Source organism: Streptomyces albicerus (assembly GCF_008905045.1).
In the GTDB taxonomy this organism is placed as follows: domain Bacteria; phylum Actinomycetota; class Actinomycetes; order Streptomycetales; family Streptomycetaceae; genus Streptomyces; species Streptomyces albicerus.
Map to the genome: position 1 here is coordinate 102208 of NZ_VWMY01000007.1, position 18158 is coordinate 120365.

An 18158-nucleotide genomic window follows, 5' to 3' on the forward strand; every position below is an offset into this window, starting at 1 on the left:
GGGGGAACGTAAGAACGTGGCAGGAAAACCGGCCAAGCCCACGAACGCCATCGACCAGACCCGGCGGATGCTCTCCCTGGTGACGTATCTGCGGGAGCGCCCCGGCGCGCGCGTCGAGGACGTGGCCCGGGCTTTCGGGATCACCGAGGACGAGCTGATCTCCGACCTCGACGTGCTGCCGCTGTGCGGGACCAGCTTCCGCGGTGGCGATCTGCTCGACATCGACACGGACGGCGACCGGATCTGGTGGCACAACCCGGAGGACGTCGCGGAGCCGCTGCGGATCGCCGCCGACGAGGCGACCGCGCTGCTGGTGGCCGCGCGGGCCGTGTCCACTCTGCCGGGCCTGCGTGAGGGCGACCGGCAGGCGCTGCTGCGCGCCACCGCGAAGGTGGAGGCCGCTTCGGGCGAGGCGGCGGGTGCCAGTGCCCGGCTGTCGGTCACCTTCGAATCCGAGGGCGGGGTCTTCGCGGACGTCGACCGGGCGATCTCCGAGCGGCGCCGGCTGTGGATCCGCTACTACTCGCCCTCGCGGGACGAGCTCAGCGAGCGCGAGATCGATCCGATCCGCCTGGTCAGCGTCGGGCACACCTACGTGGAGGCGTGGTGCCGCCGCTCCGAGGCGCGCCGCACCTTCCGGCTCGACCGGGTCGCCGAGATCAAGATCCTCGACGAGCCGTCCGCGCCGCCCGAGATCGAGCTGCGGGACCTCTCCGAAGGGCTGGTGCAGCCCGCCGCCGAGGACCCCGAGGTCGTGGTGGAGGTCGGCCCCGGCGGGCGCTGGGTCGCCGAGTACTACCCCCACGACAGCGCCGAGGAACTGCCGGACGGCGGGCTGCGCATCACCCTGCGCGCCCCCGACCCCGCGTCGCTGCGCCGCCTCGCGCTGCGGCTCGGGCGGGACGGCCGGATCGTCTCGCCGCGGGAGGTCGCGGACAGCGCCCGGCAGGCGGCCCGTGAGGCCCTCGCGGCGTACGACGCACCGTCGGGCGCGTACGACGAGGAGGACCCGCCGCACGGCGTCCCCGGTGCGCCTCTCGGCGGTGGCGGGGGAGCACAGCGCCCGGACGACGGGCCGCACGGAGTTCAGAACGGGCTGTACGGCAGGCAGGAGCAAGGGCTTTGAGCGGGTCGTCTATGTCTGGTACGAGTGAAATGTCCGCAGCATCCGCATTCTCGGGGATGACGAGGGTGGATCCCGTGGTGTTCAAGGCCGCATGCCCCGACTGCCGCGCCGGTTTCGAACTCTCCGCGAGCGCCCTGCGCCTGGCCATCGGCGCCACAGATCGGACCACTTTCTACTCCTTCACCTGCCCCGAGTGCGGCGTGGCGGTCCGCAAGCCGGCCGGGGAGCGCATCGTCGAACTCCTCACCGGAGGCGGGGTGCGGACCCTGCGGCTGCACTCCACGGTCTAGGCTCAGCACATGTTTTGGCCGATGCTCGCGATCGCTGTGGGTTTCCTGGGAATCGCCGTCCTCGGCGTGCTCGCCGTCCGTGTCTTCCTGGAGGCGGAGCGTCTGGGCAGGCAGGTCACCGAATCCGCACGCCGGATCAGCCGCGCGGCCGAGGATCTGGAGCGGGCCTCCGTGGGCGCGGCCCGCGCCGCGGAGACCCTCTGAGCCTTTCTGTTCGTGCGCTTTGAGTCACTCTGACCTGTCAACTTCGTGGGATCGGCAGGTACTCTGCTGGTCGCGGCCCGGAGAGCGAGGCGCGGGCCGCAAACTGGGAGTACGCACAGGGATTGCCCCGCGTTTACCCCTGAGCGTTACGATCGCTGCCAGCACGACTCTCGGACAGACGTCCGACCGGTCGGGCAGCAACCCAACCACGCCGCCTCGGTGAGAAGGTAAAAGCTTATGTTCGGAAGGCTCGGCGCTCCCGAGATCATTCTCATCCTCGTCGTCATCATCCTGCTGTTCGGCGCGAAGAAGCTTCCGGACATGGCCCGCTCGCTGGGCAAGTCCGCCCGCATCCTCAAGAGCGAGGCCAAGGCGATGAAGACCGAGGGCAAGGACGACAGCGCCACCCCGGCCGCTCCGCCGCACGACGACCAGCAGCCCCCCGTCCAGCGCACCATCCAGGCCGCGCCCGGTGACGTGACCAGCTCGCGACCGGTGAGCGAGCCGACGGACACGACCAAGCGCTGACGCAGGGCCGGTGACGTCCGGCCCGCTGCACGAGATGGGAACGTGGGTTGCTCAAGTCTGCCCGCAAGAAGGAAGAGAAGGATCCGGAGGGGCGGATGCCCCTCGCGGAGCACCTTCGTGAGCTCCGCAACCGGCTCGCGAAGGCGATGCTGGCCATCGTCCTCGTCACGGTCGTCGCCGCCTTCTTCTACAACGACATCATCAACTTCTTCACCGAGCCGATCCTCAAAGAGGTCGGCTGTTCGGAGTCCTTCGAGCAGCTCGCGAAGGCGCCCGACAACAGCAACCCCTGCGCGCGCATCACCATCAACGGCCTGATCACGCCCTTCACCCTCGCGCTGAAGGTGTCCCTCATGGCGGGCGTCGTCCTCGCCTCGCCGATCTGGCTCTACCAGCTCTGGGCCTTCGTCGCGCCCGGTCTGCACAAGAGCGAGAAGAAGTACGCCTACGCGTTCGTCGCGTCGGGTGTCCCGCTCTTCCTCGGTGGCGCCTTCTTCGCGTACAAGGTGCTCCCCACGACCGCGAAGGTCCTGATCGAGTTCACGCCGTTCGGCGTCGACAACCTGCTGCCGCTGGACGATCTGCTCGACCTCGTCACGCGCATGGTGCTCGTCTTCGGCCTCTCCTTCGAGCTGCCGCTGCTCCTGGTGATGCTCAACATGACCGGGGCGATCTCCGGTAAGCGCATGGCCGGCTGGTGGCGCGGCATGATCATGGGCATCACGCTGTTCGCCGCGATCGCCACGCCCAGCACGGACCCGCTGACGATGCTGGCGCTCGCCGCCCCCATCTGGATCCTGTACTTCGTGGCCACCGCCTTCTCGCTGCTGAACGACCGCCGCAGGGCCCGTCGTGAGGCCGAGGGACCGGACGACGACGAGGCCTCCGAGCTCGACCTCTCGCCCGAGGACATCGGCGAGATCGAGTCGGTGTCGGCCACCCCGGCGCTGCCGGCGCAGGCGGACTCCGAGCGGGAACGGATCAACGGTTACGACGACGTGACGTGACGTCGGCGGGCGAGCTTGTAGGGTCCGGGCCGTGACCAGCGAGATCACCCTATTCGTCAATCCCACCGCGGGACGCGGCCGGGGCGCCCGCGCGGCGCAGCCGGCCGCTGCTGCTTTGCGGGCGGCCGGCTTCTCCGTACGCACGGTCCTCGGGGAGAACGCCGAGGACGCCCTCACACGCGCGCGTGCCGCCGTCGAGGGCGGCACCGGCGCCCTGGTGGCCGTCGGCGGGGACGGCATGGCGAACCTCGCGCTGCAGGCCGTCGCCGCCACGCGTACGCCGCTGGGCCTGGTGGCCGTCGGCACGGGGAACGACTTCGCGCGGGCCCTGGGGCTGCCCGTGCGCGACCCGGCGGCCGCGGGACGGGTGGTCGCCGAGGCGCTCAAGGGGGACCGGCTGCGCGACATCGACCTGGGGCGCGTCGACGGCACCTGGTTCGGCACGGTCCTCGCCTCCGGCTTCGACTCGCGGGTCAACGACCGCGGCAACCGGATGCGTTGGCCCAGCGGCCGCTTCAAGTACGACCTCGCGATGCTCGCCGAACTCGCCGCCTTCAGGCCCTTCCCGTACCGGATCACCCTGGACGACGGCGAGGTCCGGGAGATCGAGGCGACGCTCGTGGCCGTCGGCAACGGGTCCTCGTACGGCGGCGGCATGAAGATCTGCGCGGACGCGGATCTCACGGACGGGCTATTCGACGTCACCGTGGTCGGCGACTGCAGCCGCAGGTCGCTGCTCAGGGTGTTCCCGAAGGTCTACAAGGGCACCCATCTCGGCCATCCCAAGATCACCGTGCACCGGGTCTCGAAGATCGGACTGGCCGCGGAGGGGATCACCGGGTACGCGGACGGGGAGCCGCTCGGACCGCTGCCGCTGACCGCGGAATGCATACCGGGCGCGGTGCGGGTCGCGGGGCCCTGAGCTGGTCTGTCTGATCCCCGTTCGCGCGTCACTGAGCTGGGCGGACTCCGGATTCACAGGGTCCGATCGGATAATGATCGTCCTGTTGTCAGTGGTGGCCGGTAGTCTCGAAAGCACGATGACAGAGGATCTCTCACCGGCCGAGCGGTACGCGGCAGCACGTAAGCGGGCTGTCGAGCAGGCCACCGCGCTCGCGGGTTTTCGCGAGATGTACGACTTCGGCCTCGACCCCTTCCAGATCGAGGCCTGCCAGGCGCTCGAGGCGGGCAAGGGGGTGCTGGTGGCCGCGCCCACCGGCTCGGGCAAGACGATCGTCGGCGAGTTCGCCGTCCACCTCGCCCTCCAGCAGGGCAAGAAGTGCTTCTACACGACACCCATCAAGGCGCTGTCGAACCAGAAGTACGCCGACCTGTGCCGCCGTTACGGAGCGGACAAGGTCGGCCTGCTCACCGGCGACAACAGCGTCAACTCCGAGGCGCCGGTGGTCGTGATGACCACCGAGGTGCTGCGGAACATGCTGTATGCGGGCTCGCAGACCCTCCTCGGCCTCGGCCATGTCGTCATGGACGAGGTGCACTACCTCTCGGACCGCTTCCGTGGCGCCGTCTGGGAGGAAGTGATCATCCACCTCCCCGAGTCGGTGACGCTGGTGTCGCTCTCGGCGACGGTGTCGAACGCGGAGGAGTTCGGCGACTGGCTGGACACCGTGCGCGGCGACACCGAGGTGATCGTCTCCGAGCACCGGCCCGTGCCGCTGTTCCAGCACGTGCTCGCCGGGCGCCGGATGTACGACCTCTTCGAGGAGGGCGAGGGCCACAAGAAGGCCGTCAACCCCGACCTCACGCGCCTGGCACGCATGGAGGCCAGCCGTCCGTCGTACCAGGACCGCAGACGGGGCCGCGCCATGCGCGAGGCCGACCGCGAGCGCGAGCGGCGGCAGCGGTCCAGGGTGTGGACGCCGGGCCGGCCCGAGGTCATCGAGCGGCTCGACGCCGAAGGGCTGCTGCCTGCCATCACGTTCATCTTCAGCCGCGCCGCCTGCGAGGCCGCCGTCCAGCAGTGTCTGTACGCGGGACTGCGGCTGAACGACGAGGAGGCGCGGGAGGAGGTCCGCTCCCTCGTCGAGGAGCGCACCGCTTCCATCCCGGACGAGGACCTCCACGTCCTCGGCTACTACGAGTGGCTGGAAGGCCTCGAGCGCGGCATCGCGGCCCACCACGCGGGCATGCTGCCGACGTTCAAGGAGGTCGTCGAGGAGCTCTTCGTACGCGGCCTGGTGAAGGCCGTGTTCGCCACCGAGACCCTCGCGCTCGGCATCAACATGCCCGCCCGCTCGGTGGTGCTGGAGAAGCTCGTCAAGTGGAACGGCGAGCAGCACGCGGACATCACCCCCGGCGAGTACACCCAGCTCACCGGCCGGGCCGGCCGCCGTGGCATCGATGTCGAGGGCCACGCCGTGGTGCTGTGGCAGCGTGCCATGGACCCCGACCACCTCGCAGGACTCGCCGGCACGCGCACATACCCGCTGCGCTCCAGCTTCAAGCCGTCCTACAACATGGCGGTGAACCTCGTCGAGCAGTTCGGGCGGCACCGCTCGCGTGAGCTGCTCGAGACGTCGTTCGCACAGTTCCAGGCCGACAAGTCGGTCGTCGGGATCTCCCGCCAGGTGCAGCGCAACGAAGAGGGTCTTGAGGGCTACAAGGCCTCCATGACCTGCCACTTGGGCGACTTCGAGGAGTACGCGCGACTGCGTCGCGAGCTCAAGGACCGCGAGACCGAGCTGGCCAAGCAGGGCGCGTCGCAGCGGCGGGCCGAGGCGGCCGTCGCGCTGGAGAAGCTCAAGCCGGGCGACATCATCCATGTCCCGACCGGCAAGTTCGCGGGGCTCGCGCTGGTCCTCGACCCGGGGTTGCCCGCGGGGCGGTCCAACGGCCATCGCGGGTTCGAGCACCACGACGGGCCGCGCCCGCTCGTGCTCACCGCCGAGCGGCAGGTCAAGCGGCTCGCGTCGATCGACTTCCCGGTGCCCGTCGAGGCCCTGGACCGGATGCGCATCCCGAAGTCCTTCAATGCGCGCTCGCCGCAGTCGCGCCGCGACCTGGCCTCGGCACTGCGCACCAAGGCCGGGCACATCGTGCCCGAGCGCCACCGCAAGCGGCGCGCGGAGGCCGCCGACGACCGTGAGATCGCGCGGCTGCGCACGGCGATCCGGGCCCACCCCTGCCACGGGTGCAACGACCGTGAGGACCACGCCCGTTGGGCCGAGCGCTACCACCGGCTGCGCCGCGACACGGCCCAGCTGGAGAGCCGCATCGAGGGCCGGACGAACACCATCGCCCGCACCTTCGACCGCATCGTCGCGCTCCTCACCGAGATGGACTATCTGCGCGGCGACGAGGTCACCGAGCACGGCAAGCGACTCGCCCGGCTGTACGGAGAGATGGACCTGCTCGCCAGCGAATGCCTGCGCGACGGCGTCTGGGAGGGCCTCGGGCCGGCCGAACTGGCCGCGTGCGTCTCGGCGTTGGTGTACGAGTCCAGGGTCGGCGACGACGCGATGGCGCCGAAGCTGCCGTCCGGCAAGGCGAAGGCTGCGCTCGGTGAGATGGTCCGCATCTGGGGCCGGCTCGACGCCCTGGAGGAGGACTTCCGCATCACCCAGACCGAGGGCGTCGGCCAGCGCGAGCCCGACCTGGGCTTCGCCTGGGCGGCGTACGAGTGGGCCTCCGGCAAGGGCCTCGACGAGGTGCTGCGAGAGGCGGAGATGCCCGCCGGTGACTTCGTGCGCTGGTGCAAGCAGGTCATCGACGTGCTGGGGCAGATCTCCGCGGCGGCGCCGATCTCCGGGGCGGCGAGCTCGACGGTGGCGAAGAACGCGCGTAAGGCGGTCGATCAGTTGCTGCGTGGAGTCGTGGCGTACTCGTCGGTGGGGTGAGCGGCTGAGCGGGGCCCGACCTCCTCGGGTGCCGGGCCGGCTTGGCGGTCGGGTCAGTTCGGGTGTCGGGCGCTTGGTGGCCCGGGTCAGGCGTCGAGCGAGCTCAGATACGCGCGCCAGCCCCCGTACGCCGTGATGTCCCGCGCGCCGTCCAGCGCGCCCGGCTCGCACAGGAATCCGGGTACGTCGCTGCCGTCGGCCAGGACGACCCGGCCCAGGGCCATCGGGCGGGGCAGCGCGGTGAGCAGGCGGCCGAGCCCCTCGGCGGGCAGCCGCCACACCTCGGCCTCGATCGCGGTTCCGCCCTCGCCCACGTGGACGAGACCCGGTTTGGGGGGTTCGGTGGACAGGGCGTGCAGCCGGTAGACGGGGGCGGTCTCGGTTGTACGTTCCAACTGGGCGCCCAGCGCGAGCAGTTGGCCGTTGAGCGGCTGGCCCGACAGATGCGCGCCCACCACGGCGATCCGGGTCGGGGGTACTTCCAGCGCGCGGGCGATCAGGGCGAGGCGTTCGTCGGTGAAGGCCGGGCCGATCAGCATGACGCCGAAGGGGAGACCTGCCACCTCGCCCGCCGGGACGGCCACGGCGGCCAGGTCGAAGAGGTTCGTGGAGTTGGTGAAGCGGCCGAGCCGGGCGTTGGAGCCGAGCGGGTCTGCGGCGACCTCGGCGAGTGTGGGGTGGCCGGGGGTTGTCGGGAGGAGCAGGGCGTCCGCGTCGCCGAGTTCCGCCAGGGCGCGGGTGCGCAGCGCGGCCAGGCGGTCCTGGTCGGCGAAGAGCTGGTGGGCCGGGATGTCTCGGGCGCGGGTGATGATGCCGGCGACGGTGGGGTCGAGGCCTGCCCCGCCCTCATCGATCAACTTGTCGACAAAGCTCCCGACTGCGGTGTAGCGCTCGGCCACGAAGGCGCCCTCGTAGAGCATCGCGGCGGCCTCGGTGAAGGGGGCGAGGTCGATCGTGCGCAACTCGGCGCCCGCCGCGTGGAGTTGGGCTGCGGCGGCTTCGTACGCCTGCGCCCAGCCCTCGTCCAGCTCGCCGAGTTGATCGCGGGGTGGGACGGCGATGCGCCATGGGCCCGGGGTGCGCTGGGGGAGTGGCGGGAGGTCGCTTGCGGGCGGGGAGGCCATGTGGGCCAGGGCCTGCGCCGCTTCCGGGAGGGTGCGGGCGAAGACCGTCACGCAGTCGACGGAGGCGCAGGCCGGGACCACGCCGTCCGTGGGGACGAGGCCTCGGGTGGGCTTGAGGCCGACGATGCCGTTGAAGGCCGCCGGGACGCGGCCGCTGCCCGCGGTGTCCGTGCCGAGGGCGAAGTCCACGATGCCGAGGGCTACCGCGACCGCGCTTCCTGAGCTGGAGCCGCCGCTGATTCTTTGCGGGTCGATGGCGTTGCGGACGGCGCCGTGGGGGGAGCGAGTGCCGACCAGGCCCGTGGCGAACTGGTCCAGGTTCGTGGTGCCGAGGACGATCGCGCCGGCCTTGCGGAGGCGGGCGATCAGCGGGGCGTCCGCCTCCGGCCGGTATGCGTAGGCCGGGCAGCCTGCGGTGGTGGGGAGGCCTGCTACATCGATGTTGCCCTTCGCCGCGAACAGCCTGCCGGCGAGGGGGAGTTGTTCGCCTGCGGCCAGGCGGGTGTCGATGGTTCGGGCTTCCTCTTCCACCTCGGTCCGAGGGCGCAGGTCGATCCAGACCTCGGGGCGGGCCGCGGCCTCGATACGGGCGTAGGCCATGCGGACGCGGGTCACTGCGTGGGCCTGCGGCTGGGTCTGGGGCGACATCTGTGCTCCTTACTCGGGGTTTCGTGGTCGACTGCGGGCCGGTGGCCGTCTGTGCCCACCCGTTCCGCCCTGCGGAACGCCTGCCCACAGACGGCGGATGCTCAGGGTGGGGGTGGGCCGACCACCACCAGTGCCGTGCCCGCCTCCACCTGGTCGCCGGGCTTGGCCAGGATTTCGAGGACCACTCCGTCCATCGGGGACGGCACCCGGGACTCCATCTTCATGGCCTCCAGGGCCAGCAAGGGCTGGCCGGTGGCGACCCGGTCGCCCGGCCTGACGTTCAGCTGCCATACCGACGCGGCGAATTCGGCCTCCACGAGGCGGGCGCCCGGGGGCACCGTCACCTCCACGAGGGGTGCGGTCGGGGCCGACGCCGCCTCCGCGCGGGTGAACTCGCCCGCCGCCTCCCACGCTTCGCGCTCCGCGGAGAAGGCCGTGCCCTGCCGGGCGCGGAAGGAGGCGATGGACTCGGCGTTCTCGGCGAGGAAGGCCTCGTACGCGGAGAGCGAGAAGGTGCCCTCCTCGATCTTCGGGACGAAGCGGCCGGCGGTGATGTCGGAGCGGAGATCCAGCAGTTCGTCCGCGGCCACCGGGTACCACTTGATGCGGTCGAAGAAGCGCAGCAGCCAGGGCGAGCCCGGCTCGAACGCGCCTCGTTGCTGCCATCCGGACCACACCTGTGTCGTACGGCCCACGAACTGGTAGCCGCCGGGCCCCTCCATGCCGTAGATGCAGAGGTAGGCCCCACCGATGCCGACGGAGTTCTCGGCCGTCCAGGTGCGCGCCGGGTTGTACTTCGTCGTGACGAGACGGTGGCGGGGGTCGAGCGGCGTGGCCACCGGCGCCCCCAGGTAGACGTCACCGAGCCCCAGGACCAGGTACTCGGCGTCGAAGACCGTCCGGTACACGTCCTCCACCGAGTCGAGCCCGTTGACACGGCGGATGAACTCGATGTTCCACGGGCACCAGGGCGCGTCGTCCCGCACGCCCGCCATATAGCGGGCGATGGCCTCGCGGGTCGCCGGATCGTCCCAGGAGAGGGGGAGGTGGACGGTGCGGGACGGGACGACGAGCTGGTCGGCGGGCGGCAAGGACGTGACGATCTCCCTTACCAGGGACAGCAGTTCGGGCTGCGGGAGCTCGTCCGGATCGGTCTGGATCTGGAGGGAGCGGATCCCCGGGGTGATGTCCGTGATCCCCGGAAGCTCCGCCGCCGACACCGCCTCCATCAACGCGTGCACCCGCATCCGCAGCGCCAAGTCCAGCTGCATGGGCCCGAATTCGACGAGCAGGTTGTCGTCACCGCTGCGCCGGTACGTCACGTCGGCGTCCCGGGCCAGGACGCCACCGTCGGCGATCTCCGCGCGGTCGGCGACCGGGTCGACGGCCGGCGTACGCCGCAGCCGCCCGGCCTCGGGCACGGTCACCGGCACGAAACGCACCGTGTCACCGGGCCGCAGCTGCCCGAGCTTCCACCGCTGCCCCTTCGCGACCGTCGCCGGGCACACGAACCCGCCGAGCGAGGGCCCGTCCGGGCCGAGCAGCACCGGCATGTCGCCCGTGTAGTCGACGGCACCGACCGAGTACGGCGTGTCATGGATGTTGGAGGGGTGGAGTCCCGCCTCGCCGCCGTCGGTGCGCGCCCAGCGGGGCGCCGGCCCGACCAGCCGTACGCCCGTACGCGCGGAGTTGTAGTGCACCTTCCACTCGGCCGCGTAGAAGTCGCGGATGTCCTCCTCGGTGAAGAACTCCGGTGCGGCGTGCGGTCCTTCGAGCGCGCCGACCCGCCACTCCGCGCCGAACGCCGGCTGCTCGGCCACGGGCACCGCCGCGCCGGAGGACGTCACCGCACCCCCGTGCAGCACGTCCCCCGTCCGCAGCGTCCGCCCGCCGTGCCCCCCGAACCGGCCCAGCGTGAAGGTCGAGGCGCTCCCCAGGAAGGCCGGCACATCCAGCCCGCCGTCCGCGAACAGTACGTACGTCCGCAGCCCGTGCTCCGCGGGAGCCCTGACCTCCAGCTCGCCCCCCGCGGGCACCGTCACCGGCTCCCACTGCGCCACGGCCGCACCGTCGACCGTCACCGGAGCCGGGGCACCCGTGACGCACACCGTCGTCGGATGCGTGAACCTCAACGCCGGTCCCTGCAAGGTGCATTCGAGCCCGGGAGCGCCCTCGTCGTTGCCCAGGGACCGGTTCCCGAGCCGGAACGACAGGTCGTCCATCGGACCGCACGGCGGCACGCCCACCTGCCAGTAGCCCGTCCGCCCCGGCCAGTCCTGGACCGTCGTCAGCGTCCCGCCGGACACGACCTCGATGCGCGGCGTCGGATCGCTCACCCCCGCGAGGGTGGCCGTGGAGTGCGAGGCCGCCCGGAAGGACCGATCGGACAGGGCCGCGCGCACCAGCCCGAGGTTCGTCTCGATGCCGTCGACCCGCGTCCTGGCCAGCGCCTCGTCCAGCCGCTCCAGCGCGTGCGCCCGGTCGGAGCCGTACGCGATGATCTTCGCCAGCATCGGGTCGTACGACGTGGTGACCTCGGTGCCCGTCTCGACCCAGCCGTCCACTCGGACGCCCCGCGGGAACTCGACCCGCGTCAACAGACCCGCGCTGGGCCGGTGTTCGCGCGAGGGGTCCTCGGCGTACACCCGTGCCTCGACGGCGTGACCGCGCGGCATCCCCGGGTCCCGTACGACATCGGAGTCGCCGCGGGCGAGACGCAGCATCCACGCCACGAGGTCGACCCCGTAGATCTCCTCGGTGACCGGATGCTCCACCTGGAGCCGGGTGTTGACCTCCAGGAAGTACGCCTCCTCGCGGGCCGCGTCGTAGACGAACTCGACCGTACCGGCGGAGCGGTAGCCGACACTCGCGCACAAGTCCCGTGCGGAGGCCGCCAGTTGCTCACGGACACCGGGAGACAGACCCGGCGCGGGGGCCTCTTCCAGAACCTTCTGGTTGCGGCGCTGGAGCGAGCAGTCGCGGTCCCCGAACGTGACGACCTCCCCTTCGCCGTCGCCGAAGACCTGCACCTCCACATGGCGGGCATGCTCCACGAGCCGTTCCAGGAAGACCCCGGCGGAGGAGAAGGAGGCCGCGGCGACGCGCTGCACCCGCTCCCAGGCGTCCCGAAGCTCCTCCGCCGAACGGCACGCGGACATACCGATGCCGCCTCCGCCGCCCGTCGCCTTGAGCATCACGGGGTAGCCGATGTCCGCGGCGGCCGCCAGGGCTTCGTCGACGGACGCCAGCAGCCCGGTCCCCGGCGCCAGCGGCACCCCCGCCGCCTCGGCCGCCGCCCGGGCCGTGTGCTTCGCCCCGAACAGCTCCAGCTGCTCCGGCGTCGGACCCACGAACACGATCCCCGCGTCCTGGCAGCGCCGCGCGAACGCCGCGTCCTCGGAGAGGAAGCCGTAGCCCGGGTGGATCGCCCCGGCACCGGTGTCCTTCGCCGCCCGCAGGACGAGATCCGGGTCGAGATACGACTCCTTTGCGGGCGCGGGACCGAGCCGTACGGCCTCGTCGGCGAGTCGCACATGGGGCGCCGAGCGGTCGGGGTCGGAGTACACCGCGACCGTCCGCAGGCCCAACTCCCGTGCCGTACGGATGATCCGGACCGCGATCTCGCCCCGGTTGGCGACGAGGAGCGTGTCGAAACTCATGCGGTGCCCGCCTGACTGATCGTCATCTCCACGGCCGTCGGCTCGAAGCCGTTGCAGGGGTTGTTGATCTGGGGGCAGTTGGAGACGAGGACGAGCACGTCGCGCTCCGCGCGCAGCGTCAGCTTCAGGCCGGGGGCCGAGATGCCGTCGACGATGCCCAGCGTGCCGTCCTTCTCGACCGGCACGTTCATGTACCAGTTGATGTTCGAGACGAGGTCACGCTTCCCGAGGCCGTACTTGGCGCCCTCGGCAAGGAAGTTGTCGACGCACGCGTGCTGCGACCAGGTGTGGTGCCCGTACCGCAGGGTGTTCGACTCCTTGGAGCAGGCGCCGCCGACCGTGTCGTGCCGGCCGACCTCGTCGGCGACCACGGTCATCAGCGGGGTGTGCTCGTTGGACATCAGCACGCTGCCCGTGGTGAGGAAGAGGTTGCCCTGGGCGTGGATCGTGTCGGGCGCGCTGTAGCGCACGGCCGTGTCCTCGGCGTCGTACACCAGGAAGTCCACGGCCTGGTTGCCGTGCAGGTCGGTGATGGTGAGCGTCTCGCCGGACCGCACGATCGCGGACCAGGCGGAGCGGGCCGGAACGACGGCCTTGATGCGCTCCTCGGTCTTCATGCGATCCCCCTCGCGGCGAGGAACTCGGCCGTGTTGAGGAAGGCGCGGCGGCCTTCGGGGGTGGCCTCCCACAGCGGATCGCCGGATCGGGTGGCCTCGGCGCGCCAGGCCAGTACCTCCAGCGCGGTGCTCGTGTAGGCGTCGCGCGGGTCGGCCGGGTGCGGCACATTGGCGAGCAGCACCGTGACGTCCTGCTCGGCGCGGAGCGTCACACTCGCGCCGGGACCGGCCGAGCCGGTGAAGTCCAGGGAGCCGTCGTCGCGTACCTCCACGCCCTGGAAGAAGGAGAGCGACGGCGGCAGATCCCGCGGCGCGAGCCCGTTCTTGGCGGCCGCCAGCTTGAACAGCTCACGCCCGGCCGGGGATTCGGACTGCGGAGTCCCGTCCCCGTACCGCTCCGTGTTCCGTACGAGGCTGGAGGTGCCGCACAGCGCGTCGTGCCGCCCGGAGGTGTCGGCGATCAAGGAGGCGAGGACGCGGCCCTGGTCGGAGAGGAGCAACTGGCCCTCGCCGAGGTAGGCGTTCCACTGGACCTTGACCGTGTCGGCCACGTTCAGGCGCTCCCACGGCCGGTCGGCGGCGAAGAGGAGCAGATGGGCGCAGGCGTCGCCGCTGAGGTCGGTCAGCCGCAGTTCCGTACCGCGGGCCAGCACCTTGTGCGTGTAGTTGCCGCCCGCCACCGTCTCCGCCCACACCAGGTGGCCCGCCTCGCACGGCGGCGCGGGCCAGGCGCTCGCCGGGACGACGGGCATCGCCTCGGCTCGGGTGCCCTCCTGGGCGCGTGCGTGCGCCCGGGCTCCGTAAGTGGTCGCTGTCGCCATCGCGGGACCTCCGGCTCGGCAGTGGTGTGTCTGGGGTCGGTCACTGGTCTTCGCTGGACGTGCATGTCCGTGGACTTGCATTTCTGTCGCTCGACAGAAATTAGGAGCCGACCGGGTCGACGCCGTTGCCCGCGCGTTGCGGACCGGTTACCGATCCCTCACGGAGATCGCCTGGTGAGGCGGTGTGCGAGGATCGAACGCATGGGTTCCAGTGGGCGTCGAGTGGGCAGGCCGCGTGCCGAGCAGCGGCCGGACAGCGGTCTCTCGCCGCGTGACGAACTGCTCGCCGCCGCCGCTGAGCTGTTCACGACGCGCGGTTACGCGGCCACGACCACCCGCGCCGTCGCCGAGCGGGCGGGCATGCGACAGGCGTCCATGTACCACTACGTGTCCGGCAAGGAGGAGCTCCTCGCCGCGCTCCTGGAGTCCACCGTCACGCCCTCGCTGGCCTTCGCCCGGCAGCTCCTCGCCGAGGACGACACCCCCGCCGAGGACCGGCTGTGGGACCTGTGCCGCACGGACGTCGAACTGCTCTGCGGCGGCTCGCACAACCTCGGCGGGCTCTATCTGCTGCCGGAGGTCCGTGCGGAGCGGTTCGCCGGCTTCCACGCCGTACGGGCCGAACTCAAGGACGCCTACCGGCAGTTGCTCGCCGCGACCGAGGCGGGCGGCGCGCTCGCCAAGAGTGAGCTCGATCTGCGGACGGATCTGCTCTTCGGCCTCATCGAAGGTGTGATCCTCGTGCACCGCTCCGACCCGGAGCGGCCCGTCTCGGCCTTCGCCGAGGCCACCGCCGACGCGGCCCTGCGCATCGCCGGAATCTGAACGGAAGCCGGGCCGGAACCGCTCTGGAAACGGTGCCTCACCCCTTCTGACGAGGGGTTTTCGCACACTCGTGCGCCGTCACGGACCGTGTGCGAATGGCATCGCAGCGTGTAAATGTGGCAGAGCGTACTCCTGTCGCGAGGGCGATTTCAGGTGCTTGCTGAATATGACACAGCGATGATCCGGTCGGACTAAGCTCGCCCGCAGCGCACCGAGTTGAGGTGTATTCGTGCGCTTGTTCCCCAATGTTCTGTAGATCCAGTTACCTCCCCCCGACCTCCAGTCGACCTGTCTCAGAGGGCATACATGGTGAGTGTTCAATCGCCTCCCGGTGGCCGTGAAGTTCCCTACGCGCGCGCGTTGTTGCTGCCGGCCATAGTGATGGCCGCGGCGACCGGGGCCGCCGTCGCCCTGGTGACGCAGCCGGCCCGGACCGCCGTCGGCTGGTGCGGAGCCATCGCGACACTGCTCGTGATCGCGACGGCCGCCGAGGCGGTACGCCGCGGCCGTGTCATCCGTGGTGTGCGCGCCGAGCTCGCACACCGGACCGCCGTCATGGAACGGCGCGTCTCCCTGCACAACGCCGAGATCGACCACCTCCGCGAGGAACTGCTGCCCGCCGTGCTCCGGCGGATGCGCGGGGGCAATTCGCCAGAGGCGGCGGTCCGGGTGATCGTCGACAACGATCCCGCCCAGCGGAACATCCCGCCGACCCAGCGCGCGTTGCTGCTCGAAGTGCTGAAGATCGTGGACAACGAGGAACTGCAGCGCGAGGCCGCGCAGCGCTCCTTCGTCAGCATCGCCCGACGGGTCCAGGCGATCGTCCACCAGCAGAACGTGGAACTGCGCGAGATGGAGGAGGACCACGGGCGCAACCCCGAGGTCTTCGACGACCTGCTGCGCATCGACCACGGCACCGCGCTGATCGGCCGCCTCGCCGACTCCATCGCCGTGCTCGGCGGCGGCCGCCCGGGCCGCCAGTGGCCCGCTCCCGTTCCGCTGTACAGCGTGCTGCGCGGCGCCATGTCCCGGATCCTGGAGTACCGGCGCATCGAGCTGCACTCCATCGCCAAGATCGCCGTCAACGGCATCCACGTCGAGCCGGTCATCCACGCGGCCGCCGAACTCCTCGACAACGCCACCCGCTACTCGCCGCCGCACACCAAGGTGCACGTCACCGCCGTCGAGGTGCAGACCGGCGTCGCCATCGAGATCGAGGACGCCGGCGTCAGCCTCAGCGAGGAGGCCCGTACGCGGGCAGAGAAGATGCTGGAGCGGGCGGCGGCAGGACCCGACCTCAACAACCTCGGCGAGGACCCGCGGCTCGGCCTCGCCGTCGTCGGCCGTCTCATGGACATGTACGACATGCAGGTCTCCCTGCGGCAGTCCGCGTACGGCGGGGTGCGTGCGGTGCTCGTCGTGCCGCGCAAGCTGCTCACCGAGGACAACGCCCCCGGTCTCGCCCACGGCATCGGCGCCGCCGCCGTACCCAAGGTCGACTTCGGCGGTGTCAAGGCCCCCGAGCGCAAGGAGAAGAAGCGCCGCCCCACCACCGGACCCCGTGTCCCCGTGCCGGAAGGCATGGAGGACGACGTCCCCGAGGTCACCGAGTGGACGGCCAACGGCCTGCCGCAGCGCCGCAGCCGGGTCAAGATCCCCTACAGCCAGCGGGTGCTCCAGGCACGTGAGGCCGAGAGGGAGGCGGAGGCCGCCCGACGGGAGGGCCGCCCCGTCATCGACTGGACCCGGTCGTCCACGCAGACGCCCGCCCCGAAGAAGAAGGAAGAGAAGGAACCCGGGCTGTGGGTCGAGGCGTTCATGGCCGGCCTCAAGGGCGGAGACGAGAACCAGCAGCAGACACCCGAAGCGACGAACAGTCCGGCCGGCACCGAGGCCGACGACGAGGGGGACCTCAAGTGATCCAGCAGCGAGCCAACTTCGACTGGATGCTCAAGGAGCTGTCCGACGGGGTGTACGGGACCCGGCAGGTCGTCGTGCTCTCCGCCGACGGCCTGCGTATCGCCCGGTACGGCGGCGACCCCGACGCCGCCGACCGCATCGCCGCGGCCTGCGCCGGACTGCAGAGCCTCGCCGGGGCCGTCGCCACGGAGATCCCCGACACCGACGGCAAGATGCGCATGGTGATCATCGAGATGGAGGGCGGCTACTTCTACATGATGGCCGCCGGCCCGAACGCCTATCTCGCCGTGCTGGCGGAGGCGCATGTGGACGCCGGGCTCATGAGCGCCCGCATGCGCGACCTCGTCGTACGGATCGGTGCGCACCTCACGAGTCCGCCCCGGCGGAACGGGCAGACCGTATGACTCCTCCGCAACGACGACGGCGCTTCCCCAAGGAGGCGGCGCCGGAGGAACACCCCGTACCCCCTGCGGAAGGGCAGGGCGGGCAGGGCCAGACCCGCGAACCGGAGCGGCTGTACGTCGTCACCGGCCAGGTCGAGGGCGGCGACCGCGCCGAACTCGACCTGGTGACCTTAATCGTGGCGTGCGCCGACGCCCCGCCCTCCGCCCAGCCGGAGCAGTCGGCGCTGCTCCGGCTCTGCCAGGCCCCCATGTCCGTGGCCGAACTCTCGGCCTATCTCAATCTGCCGTTCAGCGTGGTGACCGTACTGCTGACCGAGCTGCTGACGGCTGAACTGGTACAGGCGCGCGCCCCGATCGTCCGCTCGGCGTTGCCCGACCGTTCCCTCCTCGAAGCGGTGATGCATGGACTTCAAAAGCTCTGACACCATCCCGGGACCTCGCGCCGAGGACCACCTCCCGCACACGGCGACGGCCGCGGTGAAGATCGTGATCGTGGGTGGTTTCGGGGTCGGCAAGACGACGATGGTGGGCTCCGTCAGCGAGATCAGGCCGCTGACCACCGAAGAGACCATGACGCAGGCCGGCATCGGTGTCGACGACAACTACGGCTCCGAGACGAAGACGGCCACCACCGTCGCCATGGACTTCGGCCGCATCAGCATCACCGAGCAGCTGGTGCTGTACCTGTTCGGCACCCCCGGCCAGGAGCGCTTCTGGTTCCTGTGGAACGGCCTGTTCGAGGGCGCCCTGGGCGCGGTCGTCCTGGTCGACACCCGGCGCCTGGAGGTCAGCTTCGACGTCATCGGACGCCTGGAGGAGCGCGGCGTGCCGTTCGTCGTCGCCGTCAACGACTTCCCGGACGCGCCCCGTTACCCCATGGAGGACCTGCGCGCGGCGCTCGACCTGCCCGAGGAGATCCCCATGGTGAAGTGCGACGCGCGCCGCCGGGCCTCCAGCCGGGACGTCCTGATGACCCTGATGCGCTTCCTGCACTCGATCGCCATGGCGGGCGCTTCGGCGCGGGCCTGACCCACCTCGATCCCAGCCGCGTACGCACTGCCCGGATTCCCCACGACAGCGGCCCGGACTCCAAGACACCGGACCGATCCCAAGACACCGGAACCACTT

At 70.9% G+C, this 18158-nt stretch carries 16 protein-coding genes; 12 read left to right on the plus strand and 4 right to left on the minus strand.

Annotated elements, in window-relative coordinates; translation table 11 throughout:
• Nucleotides 1–16: 16 nt before the first annotated feature.
• From GAS53_RS07755 to GAS53_RS07785, 7 genes are all read left to right on the plus strand, one after another.
• Nucleotides 17–1126, plus strand: coding sequence for a helix-turn-helix transcriptional regulator (locus GAS53_RS07755; protein ID WP_151476710.1), 1110 nt, complete (start codon nucleotides 17–19; stop codon nucleotides 1124–1126).
• Nucleotides 1127–1137: 11 nt separating this feature from the next.
• Nucleotides 1138–1416 (plus strand): hypothetical protein, encoded by a 279-nt coding sequence (locus GAS53_RS07760; protein WP_225858793.1) that lies wholly within the window; start codon nucleotides 1138–1140, stop codon nucleotides 1414–1416.
• A 9-nt stretch (nucleotides 1417–1425) separates the two neighbouring features.
• On the plus strand, nucleotides 1426–1620 hold the full coding sequence (locus GAS53_RS07765; RefSeq protein ID WP_151476712.1) for a hypothetical protein: 195 nt from the start codon (nucleotides 1426–1428) through the stop codon (nucleotides 1618–1620).
• Between the two features lie 237 nt (nucleotides 1621–1857).
• Nucleotides 1858–2148, plus strand: coding sequence for a Sec-independent protein translocase subunit TatA (gene tatA, locus GAS53_RS07770; protein WP_151476713.1), 291 nt, complete (start codon nucleotides 1858–1860; stop codon nucleotides 2146–2148).
• A 47-nt stretch (nucleotides 2149–2195) separates the two neighbouring features.
• Nucleotides 2196–3155, plus strand: a complete 960-nt coding sequence (gene tatC, locus GAS53_RS07775; protein WP_151476714.1) for a twin-arginine translocase subunit TatC — start codon at nucleotides 2196–2198, stop codon at nucleotides 3153–3155.
• Nucleotides 3156–3186: 31 nt separating this feature from the next.
• Entirely contained in the window at nucleotides 3187–4077 is an 891-nt protein-coding gene (locus GAS53_RS07780; RefSeq protein WP_151476715.1) for a diacylglycerol kinase, read from the plus strand.
• 73 nt (nucleotides 4078–4150) lie between these two features.
• The gene (locus GAS53_RS07785) at nucleotides 4151–7012 is read left to right on the plus strand and encodes a DEAD/DEAH box helicase (protein ID WP_151476716.1); all 2862 of its coding nucleotides are present in this window, start codon (nucleotides 4151–4153) and stop codon (nucleotides 7010–7012) included.
• 86 nt (nucleotides 7013–7098) lie between these two features.
• On the opposite strand, the gene atzF is transcribed toward GAS53_RS07785, so the two are convergent.
• The 4 genes from atzF to GAS53_RS07805 form a co-directional block, all read right to left on the minus strand.
• Complete coding sequence (atzF, locus tag GAS53_RS07790) at nucleotides 7099–8784, minus strand: allophanate hydrolase (protein ID WP_151476717.1); 1686 nt, start codon at nucleotides 8782–8784, stop codon at nucleotides 7099–7101.
• A 101-nt stretch (nucleotides 8785–8885) separates the two neighbouring features.
• Nucleotides 8886–12443 carry an urea carboxylase gene (gene uca / locus GAS53_RS07795; protein ID WP_151476718.1) on the minus strand — a complete coding sequence of 1186 codons (3558 nt, stop codon included), beginning with the start codon at nucleotides 12441–12443 and terminating at the stop codon, nucleotides 8886–8888.
• A complete protein-coding gene (locus GAS53_RS07800) occupies nucleotides 12440–13060 on the minus strand; it encodes an urea amidolyase associated protein UAAP2 (protein WP_151476719.1) in 621 nt (206 codons plus the stop codon). Before GAS53_RS07800 ends, uca begins: the two co-directional genes overlap by 4 nt.
• Nucleotides 13057–13881, minus strand: coding sequence for an urea amidolyase associated protein UAAP1 (locus GAS53_RS07805; RefSeq protein ID WP_151476720.1), 825 nt, complete (start codon nucleotides 13879–13881; stop codon nucleotides 13057–13059). The genes GAS53_RS07800 and GAS53_RS07805 overlap by 4 nt, the downstream gene beginning before the upstream one ends.
• A 201-nt stretch (nucleotides 13882–14082) precedes the next feature.
• Between GAS53_RS07805 and GAS53_RS07810 the strand changes: the two genes are divergently transcribed.
• The 5 genes from GAS53_RS07810 to GAS53_RS07830 all read left to right on the plus strand — a co-directional run bounded on the left by GAS53_RS07810 (nucleotide 14083) and on the right by GAS53_RS07830 (nucleotide 18059).
• A complete protein-coding gene (locus GAS53_RS07810; RefSeq protein WP_151476721.1) occupies nucleotides 14083–14706 on the plus strand; it encodes a TetR/AcrR family transcriptional regulator in 624 nt (207 codons plus the stop codon).
• 306 nt (nucleotides 14707–15012) lie between these two features.
• Nucleotides 15013–16626 carry a sensor histidine kinase gene (locus tag GAS53_RS07815; RefSeq protein WP_151476722.1) on the plus strand — a complete coding sequence of 538 codons (1614 nt, stop codon included), beginning with the start codon at nucleotides 15013–15015 and terminating at the stop codon, nucleotides 16624–16626.
• Nucleotides 16623–17030 (plus strand): roadblock/LC7 domain-containing protein, encoded by a 408-nt coding sequence (locus GAS53_RS07820; RefSeq protein WP_107019841.1) that lies wholly within the window; start codon nucleotides 16623–16625, stop codon nucleotides 17028–17030. The genes GAS53_RS07815 and GAS53_RS07820 overlap by 4 nt, the downstream gene beginning before the upstream one ends.
• Complete coding sequence (locus tag GAS53_RS07825; protein ID WP_151476723.1) at nucleotides 17027–17452, plus strand: DUF742 domain-containing protein; 426 nt, start codon at nucleotides 17027–17029, stop codon at nucleotides 17450–17452. Before GAS53_RS07820 ends, GAS53_RS07825 begins: the two co-directional genes overlap by 4 nt.
• Entirely contained in the window at nucleotides 17433–18059 is a 627-nt protein-coding gene (locus GAS53_RS07830) for a GTP-binding protein (protein WP_151476724.1), read from the plus strand. Before GAS53_RS07825 ends, GAS53_RS07830 begins: the two co-directional genes overlap by 20 nt.
• Nucleotides 18060–18158: the final 99 nt, after the last annotated feature.